Source organism: bacterium, assembly GCA_019637795.1.
Classification (GTDB): Bacteria; Desulfobacterota; Binatia; order HRBIN30; family CADEER01; genus JAHBUY01.
This window is the reverse complement of the sequence record JAHBUY010000003.1, coordinates 126608-151466: the sequence shown is the minus strand read 5'-3', so window position 1 is coordinate 151466 and position 24859 is coordinate 126608. Positions and strand designations below refer to the sequence as shown.

36 protein-coding genes are annotated in these 24859 nt (G+C 67.3%); 34 read left to right on the top strand and 2 right to left on the bottom strand.

Translation table 11 applies throughout. The features are described 5' to 3' along the window. The first annotated feature begins 1 nt into the window (after position 1). The 34 genes from rpoC (at position 2) to rplQ (ending at position 22554) form a co-directional block, all read left to right on the top strand. Positions 2 to 4135: a DNA-directed RNA polymerase subunit beta' gene (gene rpoC / locus KF840_10670; protein ID MBX3025361.1), complete on the top strand. Its 4134-nt coding sequence runs from the start codon at positions 2 to 4 to the stop codon at positions 4133 to 4135. Between the two features lie 70 nt (positions 4136 to 4205). Beyond that, positions 4206 to 4577: a 30S ribosomal protein S12 gene (rpsL, locus tag KF840_10665; GenBank protein MBX3025360.1), complete on the top strand. Its 372-nt coding sequence runs from the start codon at positions 4206 to 4208 to the stop codon at positions 4575 to 4577. A 12-nt stretch (positions 4578 to 4589) separates the two neighbouring features. Beyond that, on the top strand, positions 4590 to 5060 hold the full coding sequence (rpsG, locus tag KF840_10660; GenBank protein ID MBX3025359.1) for a 30S ribosomal protein S7: 471 nt from the start codon (positions 4590 to 4592) through the stop codon (positions 5058 to 5060). Between the two features lie 63 nt (positions 5061 to 5123). Beyond that, the gene (gene fusA / locus KF840_10655) at positions 5124 to 7205 is read left to right on the top strand and encodes an elongation factor G (GenBank protein ID MBX3025358.1); all 2082 of its coding nucleotides are present in this window, start codon (positions 5124 to 5126) and stop codon (positions 7203 to 7205) included. Positions 7206 to 7232: 27 nt separating this feature from the next. Continuing rightward, positions 7233 to 8423, top strand: coding sequence for an elongation factor Tu (gene tuf / locus KF840_10650; GenBank protein MBX3025357.1), 1191 nt, complete (start codon positions 7233 to 7235; stop codon positions 8421 to 8423). A gap of 18 nt (positions 8424 to 8441) precedes the next feature. Beyond that, positions 8442 to 8750 (top strand): 30S ribosomal protein S10, encoded by a 309-nt coding sequence (gene rpsJ / locus KF840_10645; protein ID MBX3025356.1) that lies wholly within the window; start codon positions 8442 to 8444, stop codon positions 8748 to 8750. Positions 8751 to 8788: 38 nt separating this feature from the next. After that, positions 8789 to 9442 carry a 50S ribosomal protein L3 gene (rplC, locus tag KF840_10640; protein MBX3025355.1) on the top strand — a complete coding sequence of 218 codons (654 nt, stop codon included), beginning with the start codon at positions 8789 to 8791 and terminating at the stop codon, positions 9440 to 9442. Next, positions 9435 to 10067: a 50S ribosomal protein L4 gene (gene rplD / locus KF840_10635; protein MBX3025354.1), complete on the top strand. Its 633-nt coding sequence runs from the start codon at positions 9435 to 9437 to the stop codon at positions 10065 to 10067. Before rplC ends, rplD begins: the two co-directional genes overlap by 8 nt. After that, entirely contained in the window at positions 10064 to 10354 is a 291-nt protein-coding gene (locus KF840_10630) for a 50S ribosomal protein L23 (GenBank protein ID MBX3025353.1), read from the top strand. The genes rplD and KF840_10630 overlap by 4 nt, the downstream gene beginning before the upstream one ends. A gap of 7 nt (positions 10355 to 10361) precedes the next feature. Beyond that, complete coding sequence (rplB, locus tag KF840_10625) at positions 10362 to 11180, top strand: 50S ribosomal protein L2 (protein MBX3025352.1); 819 nt, start codon at positions 10362 to 10364, stop codon at positions 11178 to 11180. Between the two features lie 11 nt (positions 11181 to 11191). After that, positions 11192 to 11476, top strand: a complete 285-nt coding sequence (gene rpsS / locus KF840_10620; protein MBX3025351.1) for a 30S ribosomal protein S19 — start codon at positions 11192 to 11194, stop codon at positions 11474 to 11476. A gap of 8 nt (positions 11477 to 11484) precedes the next feature. After that, positions 11485 to 11826, top strand: a complete 342-nt coding sequence (gene rplV / locus KF840_10615) for a 50S ribosomal protein L22 (GenBank protein MBX3025350.1) — start codon at positions 11485 to 11487, stop codon at positions 11824 to 11826. An 8-nt stretch (positions 11827 to 11834) separates the two neighbouring features. Beyond that, on the top strand, positions 11835 to 12500 hold the full coding sequence (gene rpsC, locus KF840_10610) for a 30S ribosomal protein S3 (GenBank protein ID MBX3025349.1): 666 nt from the start codon (positions 11835 to 11837) through the stop codon (positions 12498 to 12500). A 21-nt stretch (positions 12501 to 12521) separates the two neighbouring features. Beyond that, entirely contained in the window at positions 12522 to 12947 is a 426-nt protein-coding gene (gene rplP, locus KF840_10605; protein ID MBX3025348.1) for a 50S ribosomal protein L16, read from the top strand. Then, positions 12937 to 13140, top strand: a complete 204-nt coding sequence (rpmC, locus tag KF840_10600) for a 50S ribosomal protein L29 (protein ID MBX3025347.1) — start codon at positions 12937 to 12939, stop codon at positions 13138 to 13140. The genes rplP and rpmC overlap by 11 nt, the downstream gene beginning before the upstream one ends. A 4-nt stretch (positions 13141 to 13144) precedes the next feature. Next, positions 13145 to 13402 (top strand): 30S ribosomal protein S17, encoded by a 258-nt coding sequence (gene rpsQ, locus KF840_10595; protein ID MBX3025346.1) that lies wholly within the window; start codon positions 13145 to 13147, stop codon positions 13400 to 13402. A 43-nt stretch (positions 13403 to 13445) separates the two neighbouring features. Next, positions 13446 to 13814: a 50S ribosomal protein L14 gene (rplN, locus tag KF840_10590; protein ID MBX3025345.1), complete on the top strand. Its 369-nt coding sequence runs from the start codon at positions 13446 to 13448 to the stop codon at positions 13812 to 13814. Between the two features lie 7 nt (positions 13815 to 13821). After that, positions 13822 to 14142, top strand: a complete 321-nt coding sequence (rplX, locus tag KF840_10585) for a 50S ribosomal protein L24 (protein ID MBX3025344.1) — start codon at positions 13822 to 13824, stop codon at positions 14140 to 14142. A 5-nt stretch (positions 14143 to 14147) separates the two neighbouring features. Continuing rightward, positions 14148 to 14687, top strand: a complete 540-nt coding sequence (gene rplE, locus KF840_10580; GenBank protein MBX3025343.1) for a 50S ribosomal protein L5 — start codon at positions 14148 to 14150, stop codon at positions 14685 to 14687. Positions 14688 to 14695: 8 nt separating this feature from the next. After that, a complete protein-coding gene (locus KF840_10575) occupies positions 14696 to 14881 on the top strand; it encodes a type Z 30S ribosomal protein S14 (protein ID MBX3025342.1) in 186 nt (61 codons plus the stop codon). Between the two features lie 10 nt (positions 14882 to 14891). Further along, complete coding sequence (gene rpsH / locus KF840_10570) at positions 14892 to 15293, top strand: 30S ribosomal protein S8 (GenBank protein MBX3025341.1); 402 nt, start codon at positions 14892 to 14894, stop codon at positions 15291 to 15293. A gap of 7 nt (positions 15294 to 15300) precedes the next feature. Then, positions 15301 to 15849, top strand: coding sequence for a 50S ribosomal protein L6 (gene rplF, locus KF840_10565; GenBank protein ID MBX3025340.1), 549 nt, complete (start codon positions 15301 to 15303; stop codon positions 15847 to 15849). Between the two features lie 10 nt (positions 15850 to 15859). After that, complete coding sequence (gene rplR, locus KF840_10560; GenBank protein ID MBX3025339.1) at positions 15860 to 16204, top strand: 50S ribosomal protein L18; 345 nt, start codon at positions 15860 to 15862, stop codon at positions 16202 to 16204. Between the two features lie 9 nt (positions 16205 to 16213). Further along, positions 16214 to 16732 (top strand): 30S ribosomal protein S5, encoded by a 519-nt coding sequence (gene rpsE, locus KF840_10555; protein MBX3025338.1) that lies wholly within the window; start codon positions 16214 to 16216, stop codon positions 16730 to 16732. Between the two features lie 7 nt (positions 16733 to 16739). Next, positions 16740 to 16925, top strand: coding sequence for a 50S ribosomal protein L30 (gene rpmD, locus KF840_10550; GenBank protein ID MBX3025337.1), 186 nt, complete (start codon positions 16740 to 16742; stop codon positions 16923 to 16925). A 4-nt stretch (positions 16926 to 16929) separates the two neighbouring features. Beyond that, complete coding sequence (gene rplO, locus KF840_10545) at positions 16930 to 17379, top strand: 50S ribosomal protein L15 (protein MBX3025336.1); 450 nt, start codon at positions 16930 to 16932, stop codon at positions 17377 to 17379. Continuing rightward, positions 17372 to 18679, top strand: a complete 1308-nt coding sequence (secY, locus tag KF840_10540; GenBank protein ID MBX3025335.1) for a preprotein translocase subunit SecY — start codon at positions 17372 to 17374, stop codon at positions 18677 to 18679. The genes rplO and secY overlap by 8 nt, the downstream gene beginning before the upstream one ends. A 54-nt stretch (positions 18680 to 18733) precedes the next feature. Then, the gene (locus KF840_10535; protein ID MBX3025334.1) at positions 18734 to 19384 is read left to right on the top strand and encodes an adenylate kinase; all 651 of its coding nucleotides are present in this window, start codon (positions 18734 to 18736) and stop codon (positions 19382 to 19384) included. Positions 19385 to 19416: 32 nt separating this feature from the next. Then, a complete protein-coding gene (gene rpmJ / locus KF840_10530) occupies positions 19417 to 19530 on the top strand; it encodes a 50S ribosomal protein L36 (protein ID MBX3025333.1) in 114 nt (37 codons plus the stop codon). A gap of 19 nt (positions 19531 to 19549) precedes the next feature. Continuing rightward, the gene (rpsM, locus tag KF840_10525) at positions 19550 to 19930 is read left to right on the top strand and encodes a 30S ribosomal protein S13 (protein MBX3025332.1); all 381 of its coding nucleotides are present in this window, start codon (positions 19550 to 19552) and stop codon (positions 19928 to 19930) included. A 21-nt stretch (positions 19931 to 19951) separates the two neighbouring features. Further along, entirely contained in the window at positions 19952 to 20356 is a 405-nt protein-coding gene (gene rpsK, locus KF840_10520; protein MBX3025331.1) for a 30S ribosomal protein S11, read from the top strand. A gap of 20 nt (positions 20357 to 20376) precedes the next feature. Next, positions 20377 to 21003, top strand: a complete 627-nt coding sequence (rpsD, locus tag KF840_10515; protein ID MBX3025330.1) for a 30S ribosomal protein S4 — start codon at positions 20377 to 20379, stop codon at positions 21001 to 21003. Positions 21004 to 21034: 31 nt separating this feature from the next. Then, positions 21035 to 22057, top strand: a complete 1023-nt coding sequence (locus tag KF840_10510) for a DNA-directed RNA polymerase subunit alpha (protein ID MBX3025329.1) — start codon at positions 21035 to 21037, stop codon at positions 22055 to 22057. Between the two features lie 38 nt (positions 22058 to 22095). Then, positions 22096 to 22554: a 50S ribosomal protein L17 gene (gene rplQ, locus KF840_10505; GenBank protein ID MBX3025328.1), complete on the top strand. Its 459-nt coding sequence runs from the start codon at positions 22096 to 22098 to the stop codon at positions 22552 to 22554. A gap of 87 nt (positions 22555 to 22641) precedes the next feature. Here the strand turns inward: rplQ and KF840_10500 are convergent, their stop codons facing one another. Further along, entirely contained in the window at positions 22642 to 23868 is a 1227-nt protein-coding gene (locus tag KF840_10500) for a thiolase family protein (GenBank protein ID MBX3025327.1), read from the bottom strand. A 101-nt stretch (positions 23869 to 23969) separates the two neighbouring features. Next, complete coding sequence (locus KF840_10495; GenBank protein ID MBX3025326.1) at positions 23970 to 24854, bottom strand: alpha/beta hydrolase; 885 nt, start codon at positions 24852 to 24854, stop codon at positions 23970 to 23972. Positions 24855 to 24859: the final 5 nt, after the last annotated feature.

The following is a 24859-nucleotide window of genomic DNA, read 5'->3' as shown; positions in this document are numbered from 1 at the left end:
CATGGAAGATCTGTTCACGCTGTTCGAGAAGCCCAAGAATCCCCTCACGTTCAACGCCCTGCGCATCTCGCTGGCCTCGCCGGAGAAGATCCGGTCGTGGTCGCACGGCGAGGTCCGCAAGCCGGAGACGATCAACTACCGCACGTTCAAGCCGGAACGAGACGGTCTGTTCTGCGCCAAGATCTTCGGGCCGACCAAGGACTACGAGTGCAACTGCGGCAAGTACAAGCGCATGCGCCACCGCGGCGTGGTCTGCGAGAAGTGCGGCGTGGAGGTCATCCAGTCCAAGGTTCGCCGCGAGCGCATGGGCCACATCGAGCTCGCGACGCCGGTCGCCCATATCTGGTTCTTGAAGAGCCTGCCGAGCTGGATCGGTACCCTGCTCGACACCACGCTGAAGGAGCTGGAGAAGGTCCTCTACTTCGAGTCGTACATCGTCACCGACGCCGGCAAGACGACGCTCGAATACAAGCAACTGCTGAGTGAAGCGAACTACCGCAAGGCGCGCGAGGAGTTCGGCGACGCGTTCGCGGCCGAGATGGGCGCCGAGGCGATCCGCCGCTTGCTCATGGACCTCGACATCGAGAAGCTGTCGCAGGATCTGCGGGTCGAGATGAAGCAGGCGACCAGCGAGGCGAAGCGCAAGAAGGTGTCGCGCCGTCTCAAGGTCGTCACCGCGTTCCGCAACTCCGGTAACCGGCCGGAGTGGATGATCCTCGAGTGCATCCCGGTCATTCCGCCCGATCTGCGTCCGCTCGTCCCGCTCGACGGCGGCCGATTCGCGACGTCGGACCTGAACGATCTCTATCGCCGCGTCATCAACCGCAACAACCGCCTCAAGCGGCTGACCGAGCTGAACGCGCCGGACATCATCATCCGCAACGAGAAGCGCATGCTGCAGGAGGCCGTCGACGCGCTGTGCGACAACGGTCGCCGCGGCCGCGCCATCACCGGCCCCAACAAGCGCCCGCTCAAGTCGCTGTCCGACATGCTCAAGGGCAAGAGCGGCCGCTTCCGCCAGAACCTGCTCGGCAAACGCGTCGACTACTCCGGTCGCTCGGTGATCGTCGTCGGTCCGGAGCTCCGCCTGCACCAGTGCGGCCTGCCGAAGAAGATGGCGCTCGAGCTGTTCAAGCCGTTCATCTACAACAAACTCGAGGAGCGTGGCTTCGTCACCACCATCAAGAGCGCCAAGAAGATGGTGGAGAAGGAGCGTCCCGAGGTGTGGGACATCCTCGACGAGGTGATCCGCGAGCACCCGGTGCTGCTCAATCGCGCGCCGACCCTGCACCGCCTCGGCATCCAGGCCTTCGAGCCGACGCTCATCGAGGGCAAGGCCATCCAACTCCACCCGTTGGTCTGCGCCGCGTACAACGCCGACTTCGACGGCGACCAGATGGCGGTGCACGTGCCGCTGTCGGTCGAGGCGCAGGTCGAGGCGCGCGGCCTGATGATGTCGACCAACAACATCCTGTCACCCGCGAACGGCAAGCCGATCATCGTGCCGACGCAGGACATCGTGCTCGGCCTCTACTTCATGACCCGTGAGCGTCCGGAGGCCACCGGCGCCGGCCGCCGCTTCGCCAACACCGAGGAGGTGCGCATCGCCTACGACCACGGGTCGATCGGCCTGCACACCCCGATCAGCGTCCGGATGGACGGCGCGATGGTCGAGAGCACCGTTGGTCGCGTCCTGCTCTACGAGATCGTTCCGGCCGAGATCCCGTTCAGCGAAGTCAACAAGGTGATGAAGAAGAAGGAGCTCGGGAACCTGGTCGACCTGGCCTACCGGCTCTCGGGCAACAAGGCGACGGTCATCTTCGCCGACAAGCTGAAGGACCTCGGCTTCGAGTTCGCCACCAAGGCGGGTATCTCGATCGCCATCAAGGACATGGTGATCACTTCGAAGAAGCCCAAGATGCTCGACGAAGCGCGCACCGCGGTGCGGGAGATCGAGGACCAGTACAACAAGGGCCTGATCACCGACGGCGAACGCTACAACAAGGTCGTCGACATCTGGGCCGAGGTCACCGACCGCATCGCCGACGAGATGCTGCGCGAGCTCGCGACGGACACCGTCCAGAGCGAGGAGGGCAAGAAGTACACCGTCTCGAGCTTCAATCCGATCTTCATGATGGCGGACTCCGGTGCACGCGGCAGCGCACAGCAGATCCGTCAGCTCGCTGGCATGCGCGGCCTCATGGCCAAGCCGTCTGGCGAGATCATCGAGACGCCGATCACCGCCAACTTCCGCGAAGGCCTCACCGTGCTCCAGTACTTCATCTCCACGCACGGCGCCCGCAAGGGTCTCGCCGACACGGCGCTCAAGACCGCCAATTCCGGCTACCTGACCCGCCGTCTCGTCGACGTCGCGCAGGACTCGATCATCACCGAGGAGGACTGCGGTACGCTCGACGGCATCGAGATGAGCCCGCTGGTCGAAGGCGGCGAGATCATCGAAGGCCTGGGCGATCGCGTCCTGGGTCGCGTCGCGCTCGATGACATCCGCGATCCGTTCAACAACGAGCTGATCGTCAAGGCCAACGAAGAGATCAACGAGGACAAGGTGCGCATCATCGAGGACGCGGGCCTCGAGCGGGTGAAGATCCGCTCGGTGCTCACGTGCCAGTCCCGACAGGGCGTGTGCATCAGCTGCTACGGTCGCGACCTGGCGCGTGGCCATAAGGTGAATCTGGGCGAGGCCATCGGCGTCATCGCGGCGCAGTCGATCGGCGAGCCGGGAACGCAGCTGACGATGCGCACGTTCCACATCGGCGGCACTGCGAGCCGGCGCGCCGAGCAGACCACGCTCGAGCCCCGCAATGACGGGATCCTGAAGTTCATCAACCTCAGCACCGTCACCGACAAGCACGGCGACCAGGTGGTGATGAACCGCAATGGCGAGCTGGCCATCATCGAGATCCCCGAGCCGGGCCGCGAGCGCGAGCGCGAGCGCTATTCGATCGTGTATGGCGCCAAGCTCAAAGTGCGTGATCGCGAGCCCGTGAAGGCCGGGCAGCTAATCGCCGAGTGGGACCCCTACACGGTGCCGATGCTCACGGAAGTACCGGGCACGGTGAAGTTCGGCGACATTCTCGAGGGCGTCACCATGGAGGAGCGTGTCGACGAGCGTACCGGCCTGTCGACCCGCGTCATCATCGATTGCAAAGACCTCGACAAGCGACCGCGCATCTCGGTGAAGGACAAGGACGGCAAGACCGCCAAGCTGCCGAGCTCCGACAACGTGGCCCGCTACTTCATCCCCGTCGGTGCCCACATCGCGGTCGCCGAGGGGCAGGAGCTGACCGCCGGCGATGTCATCGCCAAGATCCCGCGCGAGACCACCAAGACCAAGGACATCACCGGCGGTCTGCCCCGCGTCGCCGAGCTCTTCGAAGCGCGCAAGCCGAAGGAATTCGCGATCATCAGCGAGATCGACGGCACCGTCTCCTTCGGCAAGGATACCAAGGGCAAACGCAAGGTCGTCGTGACCCCCGAGGTCGGCGAGCCGCGCGAGTACCTGATCCCGAAGGGCAAGCACATCAGCGTCCACGAGGGCGACTCGGTCCGCGCCGGCGAGGCCTTGATGGACGGCTCGCCCAACCCACATGACATTCTCACCATCCAGGGCGAGAAGGCGCTGGCCAAGTACCTGGTGGACGAGGTGCAGGAGATCTACCGTCTGCAGGGCGTTCGCATCAACGACAAGCACATCGAGGTGATCGTGCGACAGATGCTCCGCCGCGTCCGCATCAAGGAGGTCGGCGACACCGAATTCCTGGTCGGCGACCAGATCGAGAAGTGGCGTTTCGAACAGGAGAACGGCCGCGTGCTCGACGAGAAGGGGGAGCCGGCGATCGCCGAGCCGCTGCTGCTCGGCATTACCAAGGCCAGCTTGTCGACCGAGAGCTTCATCTCGGCGGCATCGTTCCAGGAAACCACCAAGGTCCTCACCGAGGCGTCCATCCACGGCAAGGTCGACCACCTGGTTGGCCTCAAGGAGAACGTCATCATGGGCCGGCTGATCCCGGCCGGCACCGGCGTGCCGCAGTACCGCGACATGGAGCTGCGGGTGCACGGCGCCGAGGTCGTGGAGGAGGAGCCCGCGCCGGTGGTGGGCTCGATCGAGGGGTGAGGGTGGGTTGACACCCTCACCCAGGTCCAGTACATACTGCCGTTTCCTTTGCACTTTTGAGAGATTGCCCATGCCGACGACCAATCAGCTCGTGAAGCACGGCCGCGTCAAGCAGCGGCGCAAGACCGCAGCCCCGGCGCTGCAGGCGTCGCCGCAGAAGCGCGGCGTGTGCACGCGCGTCTACACCCAGACGCCCAAGAAGCCGAACTCGGCGCTGCGCAAGGTCGCGCGCGTGCGGCTGACCAATGGGATCGAGGTCACGACCTACATCCCGGGCATCGGTCACAATCTGCAGGAGCACTCGGTGGTGCTGATCCGCGGCGGTCGCGTCAAGGATCTTCCTGGTGTGCGCTACCACATCGTGCGCGGCACGCTCGATTCGATCGGCGTGCAGGACCGCAAGCAGGGGCGCTCGAAGTACGGCGCCAAGCGGCCGAAGTGAGGCGAGATCGGCATGCCGCGCAAAGGTGAAGTCCGTCGCCGGGACGTGCTCCCGGATCCCAAGTTCCACGACCGCTTGGTGACGAAGTTCGTCAACGCCATGATGTTCGGCGGCAAGAAGAGCACCGCCGAGCGGATCTTCTACGGGGCGCTCGATATCGTGGCGCAGCGCACCAAGGAGGATCCGCTGGTGATCTTCCGGCGCTCCCTGGATAACGTGAAGCCGTCCGTCGAGGTACGCTCCCGGCGGGTCGGCGGCGCGACGTATCAGGTTCCGGTCGAAGTGCGGCCGGTGCGCCGCATGTCGCTGGGGATGCGCTGGCTGGTGTCGTTCGCGCGTGGGCGCAGCGAAAAGTCGATGGCCGACCGGCTGGCCGGCGAGATCATCGACGCCGCCAACAGTCGCGGCGCCGCGATCAAGAAGAAGGAAGATACGCACCGCATGGCGGACGCCAACAAGGCGTTCGCCCACTACCGCTGGTAAGGATCGAATCAGGAAGGAGAGGAAACGCGAGCGGCGAATGCGCCGCTCGCGTTTTCATCATTTATGGCACGGCAGGTTTCGCTCGAGCGCACGCGCAACATCGGCATCATGGCCCACATCGATGCCGGGAAGACGACGACGACCGAGCGCATACTTTTCTACACCGGCATCAACTACAAGATCGGCGAGGTGCACGAAGGCACCGCGACGATGGACTGGATGGTGCAGGAGCAGGAACGAGGCATCACGATCACGTCCGCCGCGACGACCTGTAGCTGGCGCGATCACCGCATCAACATCATCGACACGCCGGGGCACGTGGACTTCACCATCGAGGTCGAGCGCTCGCTGCGCGTGCTCGATGGCGCGGTGGCGGTGTTCTGCTCGGTGGGCGGCGTCGAGCCGCAGTCGGAAACGGTGTGGCGCCAGGCCGACAAATACATGGTCCCGCGCATCGCGTTCATCAACAAGATGGACCGCGTCGGCGCCGACTTCGACCGCGGGGTCGGCATGATGCGCGACCGACTGAAGGCGAACCCGGTTCCCATCCAGTTGCCGATCGGCGCGGAGGAGCACTTCCGCGGCATCATCGACCTGGTGACGATGAAGGCGCTGGTGTGGGACGATGAGAGCCTGGGCGCGCGCTGGCGCGAGGACGAGATACCGGCCGACATGAAGGATGCCGTCGACGCCGCGCGCGAGAAGCTGCTCGAGGCGGTGGCCGATGTCGACGAGCACCTGCTCGAGAAGTACCTGAACGGCGAGGCGATCGACGAGGCCGAGATCCGCCATGCCGTCCGCGCTGCGACCCTGCAACTGAAGCTGGTGCCGGTGTTGTGCGGCTCGGCGTTCAAGAACAAGGGCGTGCAGGCGCTGCTCGACGCCGTCGTCGACTATCTGCCGTCGCCGCTCGACAAGCCGCCGGTCATCGGCGTCAATCCCGACACGCAGAAGGAAGAGGAGCGCAAGGCCGAGGACAAGGCGCCGTTCGCTGCGCTCGCGTTCAAGATCATGACCGACCCATACGTCGGCACCTTGACTTTCTTCCGCGTCTACTCGGGCCGCATCGAGTCGGGCGAGCACGTGCTGAACCCCGCCAAAGGCAAGCGCGAGCGCATCGGCCGGCTCCTCAAGATGCACGCCAACAAGCGGGAGGAAATCAAGGAGGTCTACGCCGGTGACATTGCCGCGGCGGTCGGCCTGCGCGATTCCACCACCGGCGACACGATCAGCGACGTCGACCATCCGATCGTCCTGGAGTCGATCGAGTTCCCGGAGCCGGTGATCTCGATCGCCATCGAGCCGAAGACCAAGCAGGATCAGGAGCGCCTGGGGACCTCACTGCAGAAGCTGGCGACCGAGGACCCGTCGTTCCGCGTCGAGACCGACACCGAGACCGGCCAGACCATCATCAAGGGGATGGGTGAGTTGCACCTCGAGATCATCGTCGACCGCCTGCTGCGCGAGTTCAAGGTCGACGCCAACGTCGGCCGGCCGCAGGTCGCGTACAAAGAGACGATCCGCAAATCGGTGGAGCAGGAGACGAAATTCGTCCGCCAGACCGGCGGCCGCGGCCAGTACGGCCACGTGGTGCTGCGCATCGAGCCGCTGCCGCCGGGCAGTGGCTTCCAGTTCGCGGACGAGACCAAGGGCGGCGTCGTGCCGCGCGAGTACATCCCGGCGGTCGAGAAGGGTGCCAAGGAAGCGCTCGAGGGCGGGGTGCTCGCCGGCTATCCGATGGTCGATGTGAAGGTCGCCCTGACGTTCGGCTCGTACCACGAGGTCGACTCGTCGGAGATGGCGTTCAAGATCGCCGGCTCCATGGCGCTGAAGGACGGCGCGAAGAAGGCGTCACCGGTGCTCCTCGAGCCCGTGATGGCGGTCGAGGTCGTCGTGCCCGAGGAGTTCATGGGCGATGTGATGGGCAACCTGTCGAGCCGGCGCGGCCGGATCGAGGGCATGGAGGATCGGGCTGGCGCCAAGGTGGTGACCGCCAAGGTGCCGCTCAAGGAAATGTTCGGATACGCCACGGACCTGCGCTCGATGACGCAGGGGCGCGCCAATTACACCATGCAGTTCTCACACTATGAGCCAGTGCCGCAGATGGTCTCCGAGGAGATCCTGGCAAAGGGCGCGGCGGCGTAAGCATCCGGGGACGCGGGAGGAATCGCGATGGCGAAGGCGAAGTTCGAGCGGACGAAGCCGCACTGCAACATTGGGACGATCGGGCACATCGACCACGGGAAGACGACGCTGACGGCGGCGATCACCAAGGTGCTGGCGGAGGCGGGGACGGCGCAGTTCGTGGCGTTCGACCAGATCGACAAGGCGCCGGAGGAGAAGGCGCGCGGGATCACGATCAACACGGCGCACGTGGAGTACGAGACGAAGAATCGGCACTACGCGCACGTGGATTGCCCGGGGCACGCCGACTACATCAAGAACATGATCACCGGGGCGGCGCAGATGGACGGCGCGATTCTGGTGGTGGCGGCCTCGGACGGGCCGATGCCGCAGACGCGCGAGCACATCCTGCTGGCGCGCCAGGTGGGGGTGCCGGCGATCGTGGTGTTCATGAACAAGGTGGACATGGTCGACGACGCCGAGCTGCTGGACCTGGTGGAGCTGGAGGTGCGCGAGCTGCTGTCGAAGTACGAGTTTCCGGGCGATGACATTCCGATCATCCGCGGCAGCGCGCTGAAGGCGCTCGAGGGCGACAAGAGCGAGGTGGGGGCGCCGGCGGTGCTGAAGCTGATGGAGGAGGTGGACCGGTACATTCCGCAGCCGACGCGGGACGTGGACAAGCCGTTTCTGATGCCGGTGGAGGACGTGTTCTCGATCAGCGGCCGGGGCACGGTGGCGACCGGGCGGGTGGAGCGGGGGCGGGTGAAGGTGGGCGAGGAGATCGAGATCGTCGGCATCAAGGCGACGACCAAGACGGTGGTGACGGGCGTGGAGATGTTCCGCAAGCTGCTCGACGAGGGGCAGGCGGGGGACAACATCGGCTGCCTGCTGCGGGGGACCAAGCGCGAGGAGATCGAGCGCGGGCAGGTGCTGGCGAAGCCGGGGTCGATCACGCCGCACACGCAGTTCGAGGCGGAGGTGTACATTCTGACCAAGGAGGAGGGCGGGCGGCACACGCCGTTCTTCAAGGGGTACCGGCCGCAGTTCTACTTCCGGACCACCGACGTGACCGGGGTGGCGCAGTTGCCCGAGGGCACCGAGATGGTGATGCCGGGGGACAACGTGAAGCTGGCGGTGGAGCTGATCATGCCGATCGCGATGGAGGAGGGGCTGCGCTTCGCCATCCGCGAGGGCGGCCGCACCGTCGGCGCCGGCGTCGTCTCCAAGATCATCGCCTGACGGGATCGCTGACTGCCGATGAACGACAAGATCCGCATCCGCCTGAAGGCGTACGACCACCGGCTCCTCGACCAGTCGGTGCGGGAGATCGTCGAGACCGTGCGCCGCACCGGCGGCCGCGTCGCCGGCCCGATCCCGCTCCCGACCCGCATCGAGCGCTTCACCGTCAACCGGTCGCCGCACGTCGACAAGAAGTCGCGCGAGCAGTTCGAGATCCGCACCCACAAGCGCCTGCTCGACATTCTCGATCCGACGCAGCAGACCATCGACGCCCTCGGCAAGCTCGATCTGGCCGCCGGCGTCGACGTCGAGATCAAGCTGCAGTAGCGCGGGGCGGCTGAGACACTGAGGACACGAGAGACGCCATGGCGCTCGGATTGATCGGCAAGAAGCTGGGCATGACCCAGGTGTACACCGCAGCCGGCGAGCTGGTGGGGGTGACGGTGATCCAGGCCGGCCCGTGCACCGTCGTGCAGGCGAAGTCCGCGGTCACGGACGGCTATGCCGCCGTGCAGGTCGGCTTCGGCAACAAGAAGCCGCAACGCGCCACCAAGGCGACCCGCGAGCACTGCGTGAAGGCCGGCAAGGGCGTCTTCCAGGTGCTGCGCGAATTCCGCCTCGAGGAGGGCGCGCCAGCGATGGCGGCGGGCGACGAGATCACCGTTGCGGCGCTGTTCAAGCAGGGCGACAAGGTCGACGTCACCGGAATCACCAAGGGGCGCGGCTACACCGGCGTCGTCAAACGGCACGGCTTCGGCGGCTTCCCCGCCAGTCACGGCACGCACGAGTACTTCCGCCACGGCGGCTCCATCGGCAATCGCTCGTTCCCGGGTCGCGTGTTCAAGAACAAGCGCATGGCGGGCCACTATGGTACCGATCGGGTCACGACGCAGAACATCGAGATCGTCGCGGTGCGGCCCGAGGAGAACCTGGTGCTGGTGCGCGGCGCGGTGCCCGGCGCGCGCAACGGCATCGTGCTGCTGCGCCCGGCGGTGAAGGCGAAGAAGAAGCATGGCTGAGCTCACCACAGTTCCGGTCGTCACCCAGACCAAGCAGCCGGCCGGCGACATCACGCTGCCCGCCGGCACCTTCGACGGGCCGGTGCGCAAGCACCTGCTGTACGAGGTGGTGAACATGCAGCGCGCCAATCGACGCGCCGGCACGCACGCCACAAAGACCCGCGGCGAGGTGAGCGGCGGCGGCAAGAAGCCGTGGCGCCAGAAGGGCACCGGTCGTGCCCGGGCCGGCAGCACGCGCTCGCCGATCTGGACCGGCGGCGCCATCATCTTCGGCCCGCAGCCGCGCGACTATTCGTACCGTCTGCCGGCGAGCGCGCGCCGCAGCGCGTTGCGCTCCGCGCTGGCGATGCGCCTGCGGGAGAATGCGTTGACCGTGGTCGACAAGATCGACATTCCCGACGGCAAGACCAAGTCGGTGCTCGCGGTGCTCGGCGCGCTCGGCCTCGACAAGGCGCTGATCATCACCGAAGCCGCCAATCCCCTGCTCGAGCGTGCGGCCCGCAACCTGCCAATGGTGAAGGTGCTGCGGGCCGAGGGGGCCAACGTGTACGACATCCTCCGCTACCCGCACCTGGTGGTGACGCAGGCGGCGGTGGAGGCGTTGCGCGGGAGGATCGCACCGTGAGCTCCGTGTTCGACGTCGTCACCTCGCCGCTGATCACCGAGAAGGGCACGATGATCGGCGAGCTCGGCAACCAGGTCGTCTTCCGCGTCCGCCGCGACGCCAACAAGGAGCAGATCCGTCGCGCCGTCGAGACGCTCTTCAAAGTGAAGGTCGAGAAGGTCCGGACACTGAATCTGCTCGGCAAGACGCGCCGCGTCGGCCGTCACGTCGGCAAGCGACCGGATTGGAAGAAGGCCTACGTGACGCTGGCCGAGGGCCAGCGCATCGACTTCTTCGAGAACCCGTAGGAACGCCATGCCCACTCGTCAGTACAAGCCGACTTCGGCCGGCCGCCGCGGCATGTCGGTGGCCGATTTCACCGAGATCACGAAGACGACCCCGGAGCGTTCGCTGCTCGAGCCGCAGAGGCGATCGGGTGGACGCAATGCCCTCGGCCGCATGACGATGCGTCACCGCGGCGGTGGCCACAAGCGCCGCTACCGGGTGATCGACTTCGTCCGCAACAAGGACGGCGTGCCGGCCAAGGTCGCCGCGATCGAGTACGATCCGAACCGCTCGGCGCGGCTGGCGCTGCTCCACTACGCCGACGGCGAGAAGCGCTACATCCTGGCGCCGGTCGGACTCGCGGTGGGCGCGACGGTGGTCGCCGGTCCCGGCGCCGACATCAAGCCGGGCAACGCGCTGCCGCTCAGCAACATCCCGCTGGGCACCACGGTGCACAACGTCGAGCTCCGTCCCGGTCGCGGTGGCCAGCTCGGGCGCGGCGCCGGATCGGCGATCCAGTTGATGGCCAAGGAAGGCACCATGGCGCTGCTCAAGCTGCCGTCGGGCGAGCTGCGCCTGGTGCAGGCGGTCTGTCGCGCGACCATCGGCCAGGTCGGTAATGTCGATCAGTCCAACATCTCGATCGGCAAGGCCGGCCGGCGCCGCTGGCTGGGCCGTCGCTCGAAGGTCCGCGGCGTGGCGATGAACCCGGTCGACCATCCGCACGGCGGCGGCGAGGGGAAGTCGAAGGGCAACCACCCGACCTCGCCGTGGGGCCAGCCGGCCAAGGGCTACCGCACCCGCCACAACCCGCGCACCGACCGCTACATCGTCAAGCGGCGCGGCTGAGAGGAATCCTCGTGGCACGCTCAGTCAAAAAGGGGCCGTTCATCGACGGCCATCTGGTGAAGAAGGTCGAGGCGCTGAACGCGTCGGGCGACAAGCGCATCGTGCGCACCTGGTCGCGCCGGTCGACGATCACGCCGGAGATGGTGGGGCACACCTTCGCGGTGCACAACGGGCGCAAGTTCATCCCGGTGTACGTCAGCGAGAACATGGTCGGGCACAAGCTGGGAGAATTCTCGCCGACGCGCACCTTCCACGGCCATTCCGGCGACCGCAAAGCGGACGTGAAGGGCAAGTAGGGGGGGCCATGGAAGCGCGCGTCATCCATCGCCATCTGCACATCGCGCCGCGCAAGGTGCGGCTGGTCGCCGATCTGGTGCGCGGCAAGCGCGTCGGCGACGCCATCGGCGTGCTCCAGCACCTGCGCAAGAAGGCCGCGCCGATGCTGGTGAAGGCGCTCAAATCGGCGATCGCCAACGCCGAGAATACGCAGCGGGTCGACGTCGACCAACTCTACGTGAAGCGGATCATGGTCGACGAGGGGCCGACCGCGAAGCGATTCCTGCCCCGCGCCCATGGGCGCGCCACCGGGTTGCGCAAGCGTACCGCGCACCTGACGGTGGTCGTGGACGAGCGTACGGCGCGTTAGGAGCGAGCATGGGTCAGAAAGTCCATCCGCGGGGCTTCCGCCTCGGCGTCATCGAGAGCAGCGATTCCAAGTGGTATGCGCGCCGCGAATACCGCGATCTGCTCCACGAGGACCTCAAGCTGCGCAAGTTCCTGAAGGAGCGCCTCTACCACGCGGGCATCTCCAAGGTGGAGATCGAGCGTGCCGCCAACAAGGCGAAGATCAACATCTACACCGCCCGCCCGGGCATCGTGATCGGCAAGAAGGGCGCCGAGATCGAGAAGCTCAAAGCGGAGCTGGCGCGCCTCACCAGGAAGGAAACGTTCATCAACATCCACGAGGTGCGCCGCCCCGACCTCGACGCCCAGTTGGTCGCCGAGAACGTCGCGCTGCAGCTCGAGCGTCGCGTCGCCTTCCGCCGCGCCATGAAGGAAGCGGTCAGTCGCGGCATGCGCATGGGTGCCCAGGGCATCAAGGTGCACTGCAGCGGCCGCATCGGCGGCGCCGAGATCGCGCGCTCGGAGTGGTACCGCGAGGGGCGCGTGCCCCTGCACACGCTGCGCGCCGACATCAGCTACGGGCTGGCGGAAGCGAAAACCACCTACGGCGTCATCGGCGTCAAGGTGTGGATCTTCCGCGGCGAGATTCTCACCCGTCACGAAGAGGACCAGACCAAGACGGCGCTCGGCGTCTGAGCGCCGGACCGGGACCGCGTCATGCTCGCACCGAAGAAAGTCAAACATCGCAAGTGCCAGAAGGGCCGCCGGCGGGGCACCGCGCACCGCGGCGCGACCCTCGCCTTCGGCGACTTCGGCCTCCAGGCCGTCGATCGCGGCTGGATGACGGCGCGCCAACTCGAGGCGGCGCGTATCGCGCTGACCCGCCACATCAAGCGCGGCGGGCGCGTCTGGATCCGCGTCTTCCCGGATAAGCCGCTGAGCAAGAAGCCGGCGGAGACGCGCATGGGCAAGGGCAAGGGCAACCCGGAGATGTGGGTCGCCGTGATCCAGCCCGGCCGCATCATTTTCGAGATGGAGGGCGTGACCGAATCGGTGGCGCGCGAGGCGATGCGTCTGGCGGCGCACAAGCTGTCGATCGCCACCCAGTTCCTGCAGCGACCGGGGGCCGGCCATGCGAGCTAAGGAACTACGCGATCTGAGCGACCAGGAGCTGGCGCAGCGCGAGCACGAACTGCGCGAGAGCCAGTTCCGCTTCCGGCTGCGCCGTGGCACCAACCAGCTCGAGAGCCCGGCGGCGCTGCGCCAGGCGCGGCGCGACCTGGCGCGCGTCCTGACCATCCAGCACGAGCGCGCGCGCGCCGCGCAGGGGAAGTGAGCCAATGGAGCAGCGCGGAAGAGCCAAGACCCGTGAGGGCATCGTCGTCAGCAACAAGATGGACAAGACCGTGGTGGTCGTCGTCCAGCGCCTGGTGAAGCACCCGCAGTACAAGAAGTACGTGAAGCGTCGGGCCAAGTATAAGGCCCACGACGAGCAGAACCGCTGCGGCATCGGCGATCGCGTCGTGATCACCGAGAGCCGTCCGCTCAGCAAGGACAAGCGCTGGCGGGTGCGGCAGATCGTCGAGAAGGCGAGCTGAGGCGAGAGGGAGGGCGCGGCCCACGGGCCGCGAGGGACCAGTCATGATTCAGACGGAAACCGTACTCGACGTCGCCGACAATTCGGGCGCCCGCCGCGTGCTGTGCATCAAGGTGCTCGGCGGCTCGAAGCGGAAGTACGCCTCGCTCGGCGACGTCATCGTGGTGTCGGTCAAGGAAGCGAACCCCAATTCCAAGGTGAAGAAGGGCGACGTCATGAAGGCCGTGATCGTCCGCACCGCCAAGGAGGTGGGGCGACCCGACGGCTCCTACATCAAGTTCGACAGCAACTCGGCGGTGCTCATCGACAACCAGCGCGAGCCGGTCGGCACGCGTATCTTCGGACCGGTGGCGCGCGAGCTGCGCGCCAAGGCCTTCATGAAGATCCTGTCGCTGGCGCCCGAGGTGCTGTGAGGGACCCATGCGCGCGCGCATCAAGAAAAACGACACGGTGATGGTCATCGCGGGCCGCGAGCGGGGCAAGACCGGCAAGGTCCTGCGCGTCATCGCGGGCAAGGACCGCGCGCTGATCGAACAGCTCAACATGGTCAAGCGCCATCAGAAGGCGCGTGGCCCGCAGAGCGCGTCCGGGATCGTCGAGAAGGAAGCTCCCCTCCACATCTCGAACCTCATGATCATGTGCGACAAGTGCAATGCGCCGGTGCGGATGGGGAAGCGGGTGCTCGACGACAACCGCAGTGTGCGGGTCTGCCGGCGCTGCGGCGAACAGCTCGATCGGTGATGGTCATGGCGCGTTTGCACGAGAAGTACCGCAAGGACGTGGTCCCCCGGCTCATGAAGGAGCAGGCGTACCGCAACGTGAACCAGGTGCCACGGCTCGAGAAGGTCGTGCTCAATATGGGCCTCGGCGAGGCGATCCAGAACGCCAAGGTGATGGACTCGGCGGTCGCCGAGCTGACCGCGATCACCGGCCAGAAGCCGGTCGTCACCAAATCGCGCAAGGCCATCGCCAACTTCAAGCTGCGCGAGAACATGGCGATCGGCTGCATGGTGACCCTGCGCGGCACCCGCATGTACGAGTTCCTCGACCGCTTGATGAACCTGGCCCTGCCGCGCGTGCGCGACTTCCGCGGCGTGTCCGACCGCGCCTTCGACGGCCGCGGCAATTACTCGCTGGGCGTCCGCGAGCAGATCATTTTCCCCGAGATCGACATCGACAAGATCGACAAGGTCCGCGGCCTGACGGTCTCGATCGTCACCACCGCGAAGACCGATGCCGAGGGCAAGGCGCTGCTGCAGGCGCTCGGCATGCCCTTCCGCCAGTAGGAGGACCCGTGGCGAAGACCTGTTTGCGGATCAAGGCCCAGCGGCCGCCCAAGTTCAAGGTGCGCGGCTACAACCGCTGCCCGCAGTGCGGCCGGCCCCGCGCCTTCTTCCGTCGTTTCAACCTCTGCCGGTTGTGCTTGCGCGATCTCGCCCGCAGGGGCCAGATCCCGGGCCTGACCAAGGCGAGTTGGTGAGGGCGCCGTCATGTCGATGACCGATCCGATCGCCGATCTGCTGACCCGGGTGCGCAACGGCGCGCACGCCCGCAAGGAGTACGTCGACTGTCCGTGGTCGGGGATCAAGGAGCGCGTCGCCAAGGTGATGGTGGACGAGGGCTTCTTGCGCGAGGTGAGCACCGTCGAGGTCGGGCCGAAGAAGAAGGACCTACGCGTGTGGTTGCGCTACGACGCCGCCCAGCGGCCCGCCATCCGTGGCGTGCGCCGCGTCAGCCGCCCCAGCGCCCGCGTCTACGTCGGCGCCAAGGCGATGCCGCGGCTGCGCGGCGGCATGGGCATCAACATCGTGTCGACGCCGGTTGGCGTCCTGGTGGACCGCGAAGCGGTGCGCCGCAACGTCGGCGGCGAGATCATCTGCGCGGTCTGGTGAATCCGTCATGTCGCGCATTGGCAGATTGATCATCACCATCCCGAAAGGGGTGACGGTGAAGCAGGAAGGCAACGCCGTGCTGGTGGAGGGCCCGAAGGGGAAGGCACAGCATCCGCTGCCGCCGCGCATCGGCATCACCATCGCCGACGGCACCGCGACCGTGACTCGCGAGGCGGACGACCGCAAGACGCGCGCCCTGCACGGCCTGACGCGGAAGCTGATTGCCAACAGTACCATCGGTCTCAGCACGGGCTTCCAGCAGACCCTGGAGATCGTCGGCGTCGGCTACCGCGCCGAGGTGAAGGGCAAGGCGGTGCAGTTCAGCCTCGGGTACTCGCACCCCATCGTCTACCAGCTTCCGCCGGGCATCGAGGCGAAGGTCGATCGCCAAGTGGTGGTGACCCTGGAAGGCAACGACAAGCAGCTCCTCGGCGAAGTGAGCGCGCAGATCCGCGCGCTGCGGCCGCCGGAGCCGTACAAAGGCAAGGGCGTGAAGTACGCCGACGAGCGCATCCGGCGCAAGGCCGGCAAGGCGGCGGGCGCCGGCGGGAGATAGGATCATGGCGATGGACAAGACTCGGATCGCGCGCCAGCGCCGGCAAACGCGCGTGCGGCGGCGCGTCCGCGGCAGCGAGGCGCGGCCGCGGCTGTGCGTGTTCCGCAGCAACAAGCACACCTATGCGCAGGTGATCTCGGACGAGACGGGGCGGACCCTGGTGGCGGCCTCGACCCTGGAGGTCGAGGCGGGCAGCGGCAACAAGGCGGCGGCGCGCAAGGTCGGCGAGCGCATCGCCGAGCTGTGCAAGGCGCAGCGCATCGATCAGGTCGTCTTCGATCGCAATGGATTCCTCTTCCACGGCCGGGTGAAAGAGGTCGCCGAAGGCGCCCGCGCCGCCGGGTTGCAGTTCTAGGAGAGTGGTATGGCTGTCGGTCGTGGTCGCGAGCGCATCGAGATTCAGGGCGTCGAGTTCAAGGAGAAGGTCGTCCACATCAACCGCGTCGCCAAGGTGGTGAAGGGCGGTCGGCGCTTCAGCTTCGGCGCCCTGGTGGTGGTCGGCGACTCCAACGGGCGCGTCGGCTACGGGCTCGGCAAGGCGAAGGAAGTGCCGGAGGCGATCCGCAAGGCGATCGAGGCGGCGAAGAAGTCGCTGGTCACCGTGCCGCTGGTCAACGGGACGATCCCCTTCGACGTGAATGGCCGCTACGGTGCCGGCCACGTGCTGTTGCGTCCGGCCAGCGACGGCACCGGCGTGATCGCCGGTGGCGGCGTCCGCGCGGTGGTCGAGCTCGCTGGCGTTCGCAACGTGTTGACCAAGTGCCTGGGCTCGCACAATCCCCACAACATGGTGAAGGCGACCATCGCCGCGCTGCAGGAGTTGCAGATGCCCGAGGAGGTCGCGGCGCGGCGCGGCCGGTCCGTGGCCGAGCTGACGGCGTGAGACGACGATGACCGATGCGAAGACCATCAAGCTGACCCTGGTTGGCAGCCCGATCGGCCAGACAGCGCGGCAGCGCCAGACGCTGCGCGGCCTCGGCCTCACCCGGATGGGCAAGAGCGTGACCGTGCGCGGCGACGCGCCGACGCTCGGTATGATCCGCAAGGTGTCGCACCTGCTGCGCGTGGAGGCGTGAGGCGATGGATCTGAGCAATCTCAGCCCCGCCAAGGGCGCTCGCTCGGCGCGCAAGCGCCTCGGCCGCGGGCCGGGCTCCGGCCTCGGCAAGACGTCGGGCAAGGGCCACAAGGGCCGCAAGGCGCGTTCGGGCGGCAACACCCATCCGAGCTTCGAGGGCGGCCAGATGCCGCTGCAGCGCCGGCTGCCGAAGCGCGGCTTCCACAATCCGTTCCGCGAGGCCTACACCATCGTCAACCTGGCAAAGCTCGAAGCCACCTTCGAAAGCGGCGCGGTCGTCGATCCCGAGGTGCTGGCCGCGCGCGGCCTGGTCCGGCGCAAGCAGAAGGTGAAGGTGCTGGGGCAGGGCACGCTGTCGAAGGCGTTGACCGTCAAGGCGCACGCCTTCAGCGAGTCGGCGAAGGCGGCGATCGGCAGCGCCGGCGGCAACGCCGAGGTGATCACCGGTGCTTGAGGGTTTCCAGAACGCGGGGCGCATTCCCGAGCTCCGCCGGCGGCTGCTGTTCACCTTCGGCATGCTCGCCGTGTATCGCATCGCCGTCGCCATCCCGACCCCGGGCATCGACGGCAAGGCGTTGGCGGAGTTCTTCGAGCAGGTCCAGAACTCGGTGCTCGGCCTGGTGAACCTGTTCTCCGGCGGCGCGCTCGAGCAGTTCTCGATCGCCGCCCTCGGCGTCATGCCGTACATCAGCGCCTCGATCATCCTGCAGTTGATGACGGTGGTGATCCCGCACCTCGAACGCCTCTCGAAGGAGGGGGAAGCCGGGCGCCGGAAGATCACCCAGTACACCCGCTACGGCACCGTCGTGCTGGCGATCGTTCAGGGGTTCTTCATCAGCGTCGGCCTCGAGAATCTGCAGGCGCCGGGCGGCGCCCCGGTGGTCTTCGAGCCCGGCTGGAGCTTCCGGGTGATGACCATCATCACGCTCGCGTCCGGCACCTGCTTCCTGATGTGGGTCGGCGAGCAGATCTCCGAACGCGGCATCGGCAACGGCATCTCGATGCTGATCTTCGCCGGCATCGTGGCCAACCTGCCGTCGGCGGTGTTGACCACCGTGCAGTTCGTGCGCGAGGGCGAGCTCAGCATCTTCCTGCTCATCGGCCTTGCCGCGTTCATGATCGGCATCGTCGGCGTCATCATCTTCGTCGAGCGCGGGCAGCGACGCATTCCGGTGCAGTACGCGAAGCGGGTGGTGGGGCGCCGCATGTACGGCGGCCAGAGCTCGCATCTGCCGCTGAAGCTCAACACGGCCGGCGTCATCCCGCCGATCTTCGCCTCGTCGCTGCTGGTCTTCCCGGCCACGATCGCCCAGTTCGTCGACCATCCGTGGGCGAAGGGCATGAACAACCTGCTCAATCGCGGTGGCGTGCTCTACGACGTCATCTTCGTCGGGCTGGTGATCTTCTTTTGCTATTTCTATACGGCGGTCACCTTCAACACGAGCGACGTCGCCGAGAACATGAAGAAGTTCGGCGGCTTCATTCCCGGCATCCGCCCGGGGCAGCGCACCGCCGAGTACATCGATCGCGTCTTGTCGCGCATCACGCTGGTGGGCGCCATCTACATCGCCGCCGTCTGCATCCTGCCGACGATCCTCATCGCGCAGTTGAACGTGCCGTTCTACTTCGGCGGCACGGCGCTGCTGATCGTGGTCGGCGTCGCCCTGGACACCGTCGCGCAGATCGAGACGCACATGTTGACCCGCAGCTACCAGGGCTTCATGAAGCGCGGCCGGCTGCGCGGGCGGCGATAGCGTGGCGGCCAGGAGATTGCGCACGACCGGCGTCGGCGGGGGGCGCACACGGACATGCGGATCGTACTGTTGGGCCCACCAGGGGCCGGCAAGGGCACGCAAGCAAAGCTGATGTTGGAACGAACGGGTATGGTGCACGTCTCGACCGGCGATCTCCTGCGCGCCGCCGTGGCCTCGGGCAGCGCGCTCGGGGTGGCGGCCAAGGCGTCCATGGATCGCGGCGAGTTGGTGCCCGATCAACTGGTGACCGACATGATCCGCGATCGCCTGGCGACGATGGGGAGCAACCCGAGCTTCATGCTCGACGGTTTCCCGCGCACCGTCGTCCAGGCCGAGGCGCTGGAGCGGATGCTCGCCGGCCGCGGCCTGCCGCTCGACCACGTCGTCAGTCTCGACGTGCCGCGCGAGGAGCTGGTGCGCCGGCTGAGTGGCCGCCGGACATGTCGCGCGTGCGGCGCCATGTCGCACGTGCTGTTCGATCCGCCGCGCCGCGACGGCGTCTGCGACCGCTGCGGGGGCGAGCTGTACCAGCGTGAGGACGACCGCGAAGAGACGATTCGCGCCCGCCTCGAGGTCTACGATCGCGCCACCGCGCCGCTGATCGCGTTCTACAAGGGGCGCGGCCTGCTGCGCGCGGTCGATGGCACGGGCGCCACCGGCGCCGTGCTCGACCGGGTCCTGGCGCGACTGGAGTTGGCGGCGTGAGCGCGACGGCGCGCATTGCCGGGGAGTGAGTCGTGAAGGTCAGGACATCGGTCAAGAAGATCTGCAAGGATTGCATCGTCATCCGCCGCCAGGGCGTGGTGCGCGTGTTGTGCAAGAACCCGCGCCACAAACAGCGGCAGGGCTGAATCGGTCAGGAGTCGCAGCATGGCGCGTATCGCAGGAGTCGACCTGCCCCGGAACAAGCGGGTCGAGATCGCATTGACGTATCTGTTCGGCATCGGCCGCTCGCTCTCGAACGAGATCCTCGAGAAGGCGGGCATCGATCCGAACAAGAAGAGCGATGATCTGAACGACGAGGAAGTCGTCAAGATCCGCCAGGTGATCGACCAGAGCTACAAGGTCGAGGGAGATCTGCGCCGGGACGTGGCGATGAACATCAAGCGCCACATGGATCTCGGCACCTACCGTGGCCTGCGCCACCGCCGCAATCTGCCGGTGCGCGGCCAACGCACCCACACCAATTCGCGCACCCGCAAAGGGCCGCGCCGCGCCATCGCCGGCAAGAAGAAGGCGCCGGCCAAGTGACGCACGGGAACTGAGGACGACATGGCCAAGCCGCAGGGGACCGAGAATACTCCGGTCAAGAAGAAGAAGGTCAAGCGCATCGTCAGCGACGGCGTGGTGCACATCCACTCGACGTTCAACAACACGCTGGTGACGATCACCGATCAGGTGGGCAACGTGCTCGCCTGGTCGAGCGCTGGCGCGGTCGGCTTCAAGGGCTCCCGCAAGGGCACGCCGTTCGCGGCCCAGTTGGCCGCCGACGCCGCCGCCAAGAAGGCGATGGACAGCGGCGTCCGCAATGTCCAGGTGCACGTCAAGGGGCCTGGCGCCGGCCGCGAATCCGCCCTACGGTCGCTGCAGAGCGCGGGCTTCCACATCACCGTGATCCGCGACGTCACGCCGATCCCGCACAACGGCTGCCGCGCCCCGAAGCGGCGGCGCGTCTGATCGGCGCGTAAGGAGGAGACGTGGCACGTTATACCGATTCGGTCTGCCGGCTGTGCCGCCGCGAGGCGCTCAAGCTCTATCTCAAGGGCGAGCGTTGCTACACCGACAAGTGCGCCATCGAGCGCCGCAACTACCCCCCGGGGCAGCACGGACAGAAGCGGCCGAAATTCTCCGAGTACGCCATGCAGTTGCGCGAGAAGCAGAAGGTGAAGCGCATGTACGGCATTCTCGAGGGACAGTTCCGCCGCTACTTCGCGATCGCGGAGCGGTCGCGCGGCATCACCGGCGAGATCCTGCTGCAGCTCCTCGAGCGGCGGTTCGACAACATGATCTACCGCATGGGCTTCGCGACGTCGCGCCCGGAGGCGCGGCAGTTGGTGCGCCACGGCCACTTTCTGGTGAACGGCCGCAAGGTCGACATCCCGTCGGCGCTGCTCAAGGCCGGCGACGTGGTGACCGTCCGCGAGCGCAGCAAGAACGTCACCCGCGTGCAGGAGGCGCTGGCCCAGGCCGAGCACCGCGGCGCGCCGGAGTGGGTCGAGGTCAACCGCGAAGGGTTCACCGCCCGGGTGAAGGCGCTGCCGACCCGTGCCGAGCTGACGATGCCGATCAACGAGAAGCTCATCGTCGAGCTGTACTCGAAGTGAGGCGGGTCGATCTCCGACTGGAGGACAACTGATGCAGCCACAACGCAACTGGCGCGATCTGCTCAAGCCGCAGCACCTGGAATCGGATGAGAAGAGCCTCGGCGCCACCTACGGAAAGTTCGTCGGCGAGCCGTTCGAGCGCGGTTTCGGCACGACCATCGGCAACGCGCTGCGGCGCGTGTTGCTGTCGTCGCTGCAGGGCGCGGCGATCTCCGGGCTCAAGGTCGACGGCGTCCTGCACGAGTTCGCGACCCTCCCGGGCGTGCGCGAGGACGTGACCGACATCGTTCTCAACCTCAAGGAGGTCCGCCTCAAGCTGCACGACGGCCTGACGGCGAAGGCGACGATCGACAAGAAGGGCGAGGGCGTGGTCCGCGCCGGCGACATCCAGGGCGGCCCCAACCTCGAGGTGCTGAACCCCGAGCTTCCGATCGCCACGTTGTCCAAGGAGGGCGCGCTGCGCGCCGAGCTGACGATCAAGATGGGACGCGGCTACGTCTCCGCGGACCGCAACAAGGACGAGGAGGCGCCGGTGGGCACGATCCCCATCGACGCCATTTTCTCGCCCATCCGCAAGGTCAACTACACCGTCACCAACGCCCGCGTCGGCCAGCGCACGGATTACGACAAGCTCACCGTCGAGGTGTGGACGGACGGCAGCGTCCGACCCGACGACGCGGTCGCCTACGCCGCGCGCATCCTCCAGGACCAGCTCTCCATCTTCATCAACTTCGAGGAGACGGCGGAGATGCAGGCCGAGGAGGAGGCGGCGTCGCCGAGCCTCAACGAGAACCTGTTCCGCCCGGTCGCCGAGCTCGAGCTCTCGGTGCGCTCCGCGAACTGCCTGCAGAACGCCGACATCAAGTACATCGGCGAGCTGGTGCAGCGCTCCGAGGCGGAGATGCTCAAGACCAAGAACTTCGGCCGCAAGTCGCTCAACGAGATCAAGGAGATCCTCCGCGAGATGGGACTCGACTTCGGCATGCACATCGAGAACTTCCCGGCCCGCGACGAGCTCGACAAGCGGTTGGCGCGGGAGAAGGAAAGCGCCTGAGCCGCTGACCGCCGCGCGCCGTCAGCCCGAGGACCGTCATGCGACACCTGAACGCCGGACGTAAGCTCAATCGCAGCAGCTCGCACCGTCGCGCCCTGCTGCGCAACTTGGTCACGTCGCTGCTCCAGCACGAACACCTGCAGACGACCGACGCCAAGGCGAAGGAAATGCGCCGGTGGGTGGATCGCATGATCACGCTCGGCAAGCGCAACACCGTGCATGCCCGCCGCCAGGCGGCGGCCTTCGTGCGCGGTCGCGACATCGTCAAGAAGCTGTTCGACGAGATCGCTCCCCGCTTTGCCAGCCGGCCGGGCGGCTATACCCGCATCACCAAGCTCGGCAACCGCCACGGCGACGCGGCGCCGATCTCGCTCATCGAGCTCGTCGAACGCAGCGATCGCGCCCGCAGCGAGGCCGAGAAGAAGCGCGAACGCCGCCGCCGCATGCAGCAGAAGAAGGAAGAGGCCGCGGCGAAGGCAGCCCTGCCGCCCGCGTGAGGCTGTTGCGTTGTGCGGGGTGGGCGGTCGGATCGAATCCGATCGCCCACCCCGCACAACGCGCGGCGCGACCCTCCGGGCGAGCCTTCAGGCTCGCTCCAGGATCGTCGCCGCGCCCTGGCCCATGCCGCCGCAGATGGTGGCGAGCCCGTAGCGCGCCTGGCGGCGGCGCATCTCCAGCGCCAGCGTGCCGACCAGGCGGGCGCCAGAGGCGCCCACCGGATGGCCGAGGGCGCAAGCGCCGCCATTGACGTTGATCTTCCCGGCATCCTCCGCCGCCATCGCGAATTCGCGCATCAGCGCGATCGGCGCACAGGCGAAGGCCTCGTTGATCTCCACCACCTCCATGTCGCGCATGTGCAGCCCGGAGCGCTCGAACGCTCGGTGGGTCGCCGGAATCGCCGAGTAGATCAGATCGCGCGGGTCGCAGGCGCCGGTGGCGATGGTGTGGATCGACGCCAGCGGCGCGATGCCGCGCCGCTGCGCCTCGGCGCGCGACATCACCATGCACACCGCGGCGCCGTCGGCCTGGCCCGACGCGGCGGCGGCGGTGATGCGGCCGTCGGCGCGGTAGACCGGCATCAGGCCGGCGATCTTCTCCAGCGTCGTGTCGGCGCGCGGCCCCTGGTCGCGGTCAATCATCCGCGCCTCGCCCTCCGCGGTCATCCCCTCCACTGGCACGATCTCGTCCGCGAATCGCCCGCTCTGCTGCGCCGCGACGGCGCGCCGGTGGCTGAGCAGCGCCCACTCGTCGAGGTCGCGGCGGGTGATGCCGTAGCGGTCGCACAGGAGCTCGGCGCCCTGGCCGCCGTTGAGCTCGATGGGGTTGATGCGCGCCATCATCTTCGGATTCGGGTTCATGGTGGCCAGCATGTGGCCGCCCTCCTTGATGATGGCGTCCATGTCCATCCCGTCCTTGATGGTCGGGATGCGGAAGTGGGTCATGCTGTCGAGGCCGCCGGCGATGTAGACCGCGCCGAGGCCGCACTGCACGCTCATCGCCGCGACGTGCACCGACATCATCGCCGTCGTGCAGGCGCGCTCGACGCTCAGTCCGGTGACGTGCGGCGGGAATCCCGCGAGGAAGGGAATCGCCGTCCCCGGGTGCGCCTGCTCGCCCATCATCTCGACCGCGCCGAGGATGACGCCGTCCACCTCGCCCGCCGGCACGCCGGTGCGGCGCAGGATCTCCTGCAGCACGATGGTTGCCAGGTCGTCCGAGCGGACGTGGCGAAACCACCCCCGCTGGGGGTCCGCCTTGCCGAAGGGCGTGCGGACGTACCCGGCCAGCACCGCTTCGCGTTCAGCGCTCATATTCGATCTCCTCGAGGGGACACACCGCACGACACCAGGGAGCACGAACGACCACGCAGAACACGACACCTCCGTGTTGCGTGTGATCGTGCGCTCCGTGGTTAGCGAAGGGGGGCGAGAAACTCCAACAGACGCGCGTTCACCAGGTCGGGCGCTTCCTGGTGCACGAAGTGACCGGCGTCGGGCACGATCACCGTCTCCAGACCGGCGGGGAAGAGCGCCTCCATGCCGGCGGCGAGCTCGACCCCGATGCAGCCGTCGCGCGCGCCGTGCAGGTAGAGCGTTGGCATGGTCACCGGTTCCAATTGCGTGCGCCCTTGCGCCTCGGCCAGCTCTGGGCGTTGCAGCAGCGGGTTGAACGTATGGCGGTAGTAGCCGAGCGCTGCCGCGAGCACGCCGGGCTGGCGGAAGGTGTCCTTCAATGCCGCCATCTCGGCCGCCGGCCACGCCCAGCCTGGCGACCAATCGCTCCACAGGTGCTCGAGAAAGGCGAAGTCGTCGTGCGCCACCGCCATGTCGGCGAGCGGCGTCTGGAAGAAGAACATGTACCAGGAACGGCGCTGCTGCGCGTAGCTGGTGAGGAAGGCGGTGCCCAGCGCCGGCCCGTGCGGCACCGCCGCGGTCACCAGTCGCGCGACGCGCTGCGGGGCCAGGATCGCCGCGCCGTAGGCGGCGACGGCGCCCCAGTCGTGCCCGAACACCGCCGCTCGCTGGTGGCCCAACGCCTCGATCATCGCCGCCGCGTCCTCCGCCAGCGCCGCGCTCTGGTAGGGACCGTCGGCGGGCACGTCGCTCGGCGCATAGCCGCGCATGTACGGCGCGACGGCGCGGAACCCCGCCGCCGCCAGCGCCGGGAGCTGATGCCGGAACGATCGCGCATGATCGGGAAACCCGTGCAGACAGAGCACCAGCGGCCCGTCGCCAGCCTCGAGCGTCGCGAAGCGCAACCCGTTGGCCCGCACCTCGCCACGGCGGAATTCGGTCATCGACG

What these genes read in the sequence shown, in the direction of transcription:
- rpsL (MBX3025360.1), top strand. Translation starts at nt 4,206, where the DNA reads ATGCCGACGACCAATCAGCTCGTGAAGCACGGCCGCGTCAAGCAGCGG.
- fusA (MBX3025358.1), top strand. Translation starts at nt 5,124, where the DNA reads ATGGCACGGCAGGTTTCGCTCGAGCGCACGCGCAACATCGGCATCATG.
- rpsG (MBX3025359.1), top strand. Translation starts at nt 4,590, where the DNA reads ATGCCGCGCAAAGGTGAAGTCCGTCGCCGGGACGTGCTCCCGGATCCC.
- rpsE (MBX3025338.1), top strand. Translation starts at nt 16,214, where the DNA reads ATGGCTGTCGGTCGTGGTCGCGAGCGCATCGAGATTCAGGGCGTCGAG.
- rpsH (MBX3025341.1), top strand. Translation starts at nt 14,892, where the DNA reads ATGTCGATGACCGATCCGATCGCCGATCTGCTGACCCGGGTGCGCAAC.
- rplV (MBX3025350.1), top strand. Translation starts at nt 11,485, where the DNA reads ATGGAAGCGCGCGTCATCCATCGCCATCTGCACATCGCGCCGCGCAAG.
- rpsK (MBX3025331.1), top strand. Translation starts at nt 19,952, where the DNA reads ATGGCCAAGCCGCAGGGGACCGAGAATACTCCGGTCAAGAAGAAGAAG.
- rpsC (MBX3025349.1), top strand. Translation starts at nt 11,835, where the DNA reads ATGGGTCAGAAAGTCCATCCGCGGGGCTTCCGCCTCGGCGTCATCGAG.
- rplX (MBX3025344.1), top strand. Translation starts at nt 13,822, where the DNA reads ATGCGCGCGCGCATCAAGAAAAACGACACGGTGATGGTCATCGCGGGC.
- rpmD (MBX3025337.1), top strand. Translation starts at nt 16,740, where the DNA reads ATGACCGATGCGAAGACCATCAAGCTGACCCTGGTTGGCAGCCCGATC.
- KF840_10535 (MBX3025334.1), top strand. Translation starts at nt 18,734, where the DNA reads ATGCGGATCGTACTGTTGGGCCCACCAGGGGCCGGCAAGGGCACGCAA.
- rplC (MBX3025355.1), top strand. Translation starts at nt 8,789, where the DNA reads ATGGCGCTCGGATTGATCGGCAAGAAGCTGGGCATGACCCAGGTGTAC.
- rplD (MBX3025354.1), top strand. Translation starts at nt 9,435, where the DNA reads ATGGCTGAGCTCACCACAGTTCCGGTCGTCACCCAGACCAAGCAGCCG.
- rpoC (MBX3025361.1), top strand. Translation starts at nt 2, where the DNA reads ATGGAAGATCTGTTCACGCTGTTCGAGAAGCCCAAGAATCCCCTCACG.
- rpmC (MBX3025347.1), top strand. Translation starts at nt 12,937, where the DNA reads ATGCGAGCTAAGGAACTACGCGATCTGAGCGACCAGGAGCTGGCGCAG.
- rpsM (MBX3025332.1), top strand. Translation starts at nt 19,550, where the DNA reads ATGGCGCGTATCGCAGGAGTCGACCTGCCCCGGAACAAGCGGGTCGAG.
- tuf (MBX3025357.1), top strand. Translation starts at nt 7,233, where the DNA reads ATGGCGAAGGCGAAGTTCGAGCGGACGAAGCCGCACTGCAACATTGGG.
- rplR (MBX3025339.1), top strand. Translation starts at nt 15,860, where the DNA reads ATGGACAAGACTCGGATCGCGCGCCAGCGCCGGCAAACGCGCGTGCGG.
- rplP (MBX3025348.1), top strand. Translation starts at nt 12,522, where the DNA reads ATGCTCGCACCGAAGAAAGTCAAACATCGCAAGTGCCAGAAGGGCCGC.
- rplE (MBX3025343.1), top strand. Translation starts at nt 14,148, where the DNA reads ATGGCGCGTTTGCACGAGAAGTACCGCAAGGACGTGGTCCCCCGGCTC.
- rpsJ (MBX3025356.1), top strand. Translation starts at nt 8,442, where the DNA reads ATGAACGACAAGATCCGCATCCGCCTGAAGGCGTACGACCACCGGCTC.
- rplO (MBX3025336.1), top strand. Translation starts at nt 16,930, where the DNA reads ATGGATCTGAGCAATCTCAGCCCCGCCAAGGGCGCTCGCTCGGCGCGC.
- KF840_10495 (MBX3025326.1), bottom strand. Translation starts at nt 24,854, where the DNA reads ATGACCGAATTCCGCCGTGGCGAGGTGCGGGCCAACGGGTTGCGCTTC.
- rplQ (MBX3025328.1), top strand. Translation starts at nt 22,096, where the DNA reads ATGCGACACCTGAACGCCGGACGTAAGCTCAATCGCAGCAGCTCGCAC.
- rpsQ (MBX3025346.1), top strand. Translation starts at nt 13,145, where the DNA reads ATGGAGCAGCGCGGAAGAGCCAAGACCCGTGAGGGCATCGTCGTCAGC.
- KF840_10500 (MBX3025327.1), bottom strand. Translation starts at nt 23,868, where the DNA reads ATGAGCGCTGAACGCGAAGCGGTGCTGGCCGGGTACGTCCGCACGCCC.
- rplB (MBX3025352.1), top strand. Translation starts at nt 10,362, where the DNA reads ATGCCCACTCGTCAGTACAAGCCGACTTCGGCCGGCCGCCGCGGCATG.
- rplF (MBX3025340.1), top strand. Translation starts at nt 15,301, where the DNA reads ATGTCGCGCATTGGCAGATTGATCATCACCATCCCGAAAGGGGTGACG.
- KF840_10510 (MBX3025329.1), top strand. Translation starts at nt 21,035, where the DNA reads ATGCAGCCACAACGCAACTGGCGCGATCTGCTCAAGCCGCAGCACCTG.
- rplN (MBX3025345.1), top strand. Translation starts at nt 13,446, where the DNA reads ATGATTCAGACGGAAACCGTACTCGACGTCGCCGACAATTCGGGCGCC.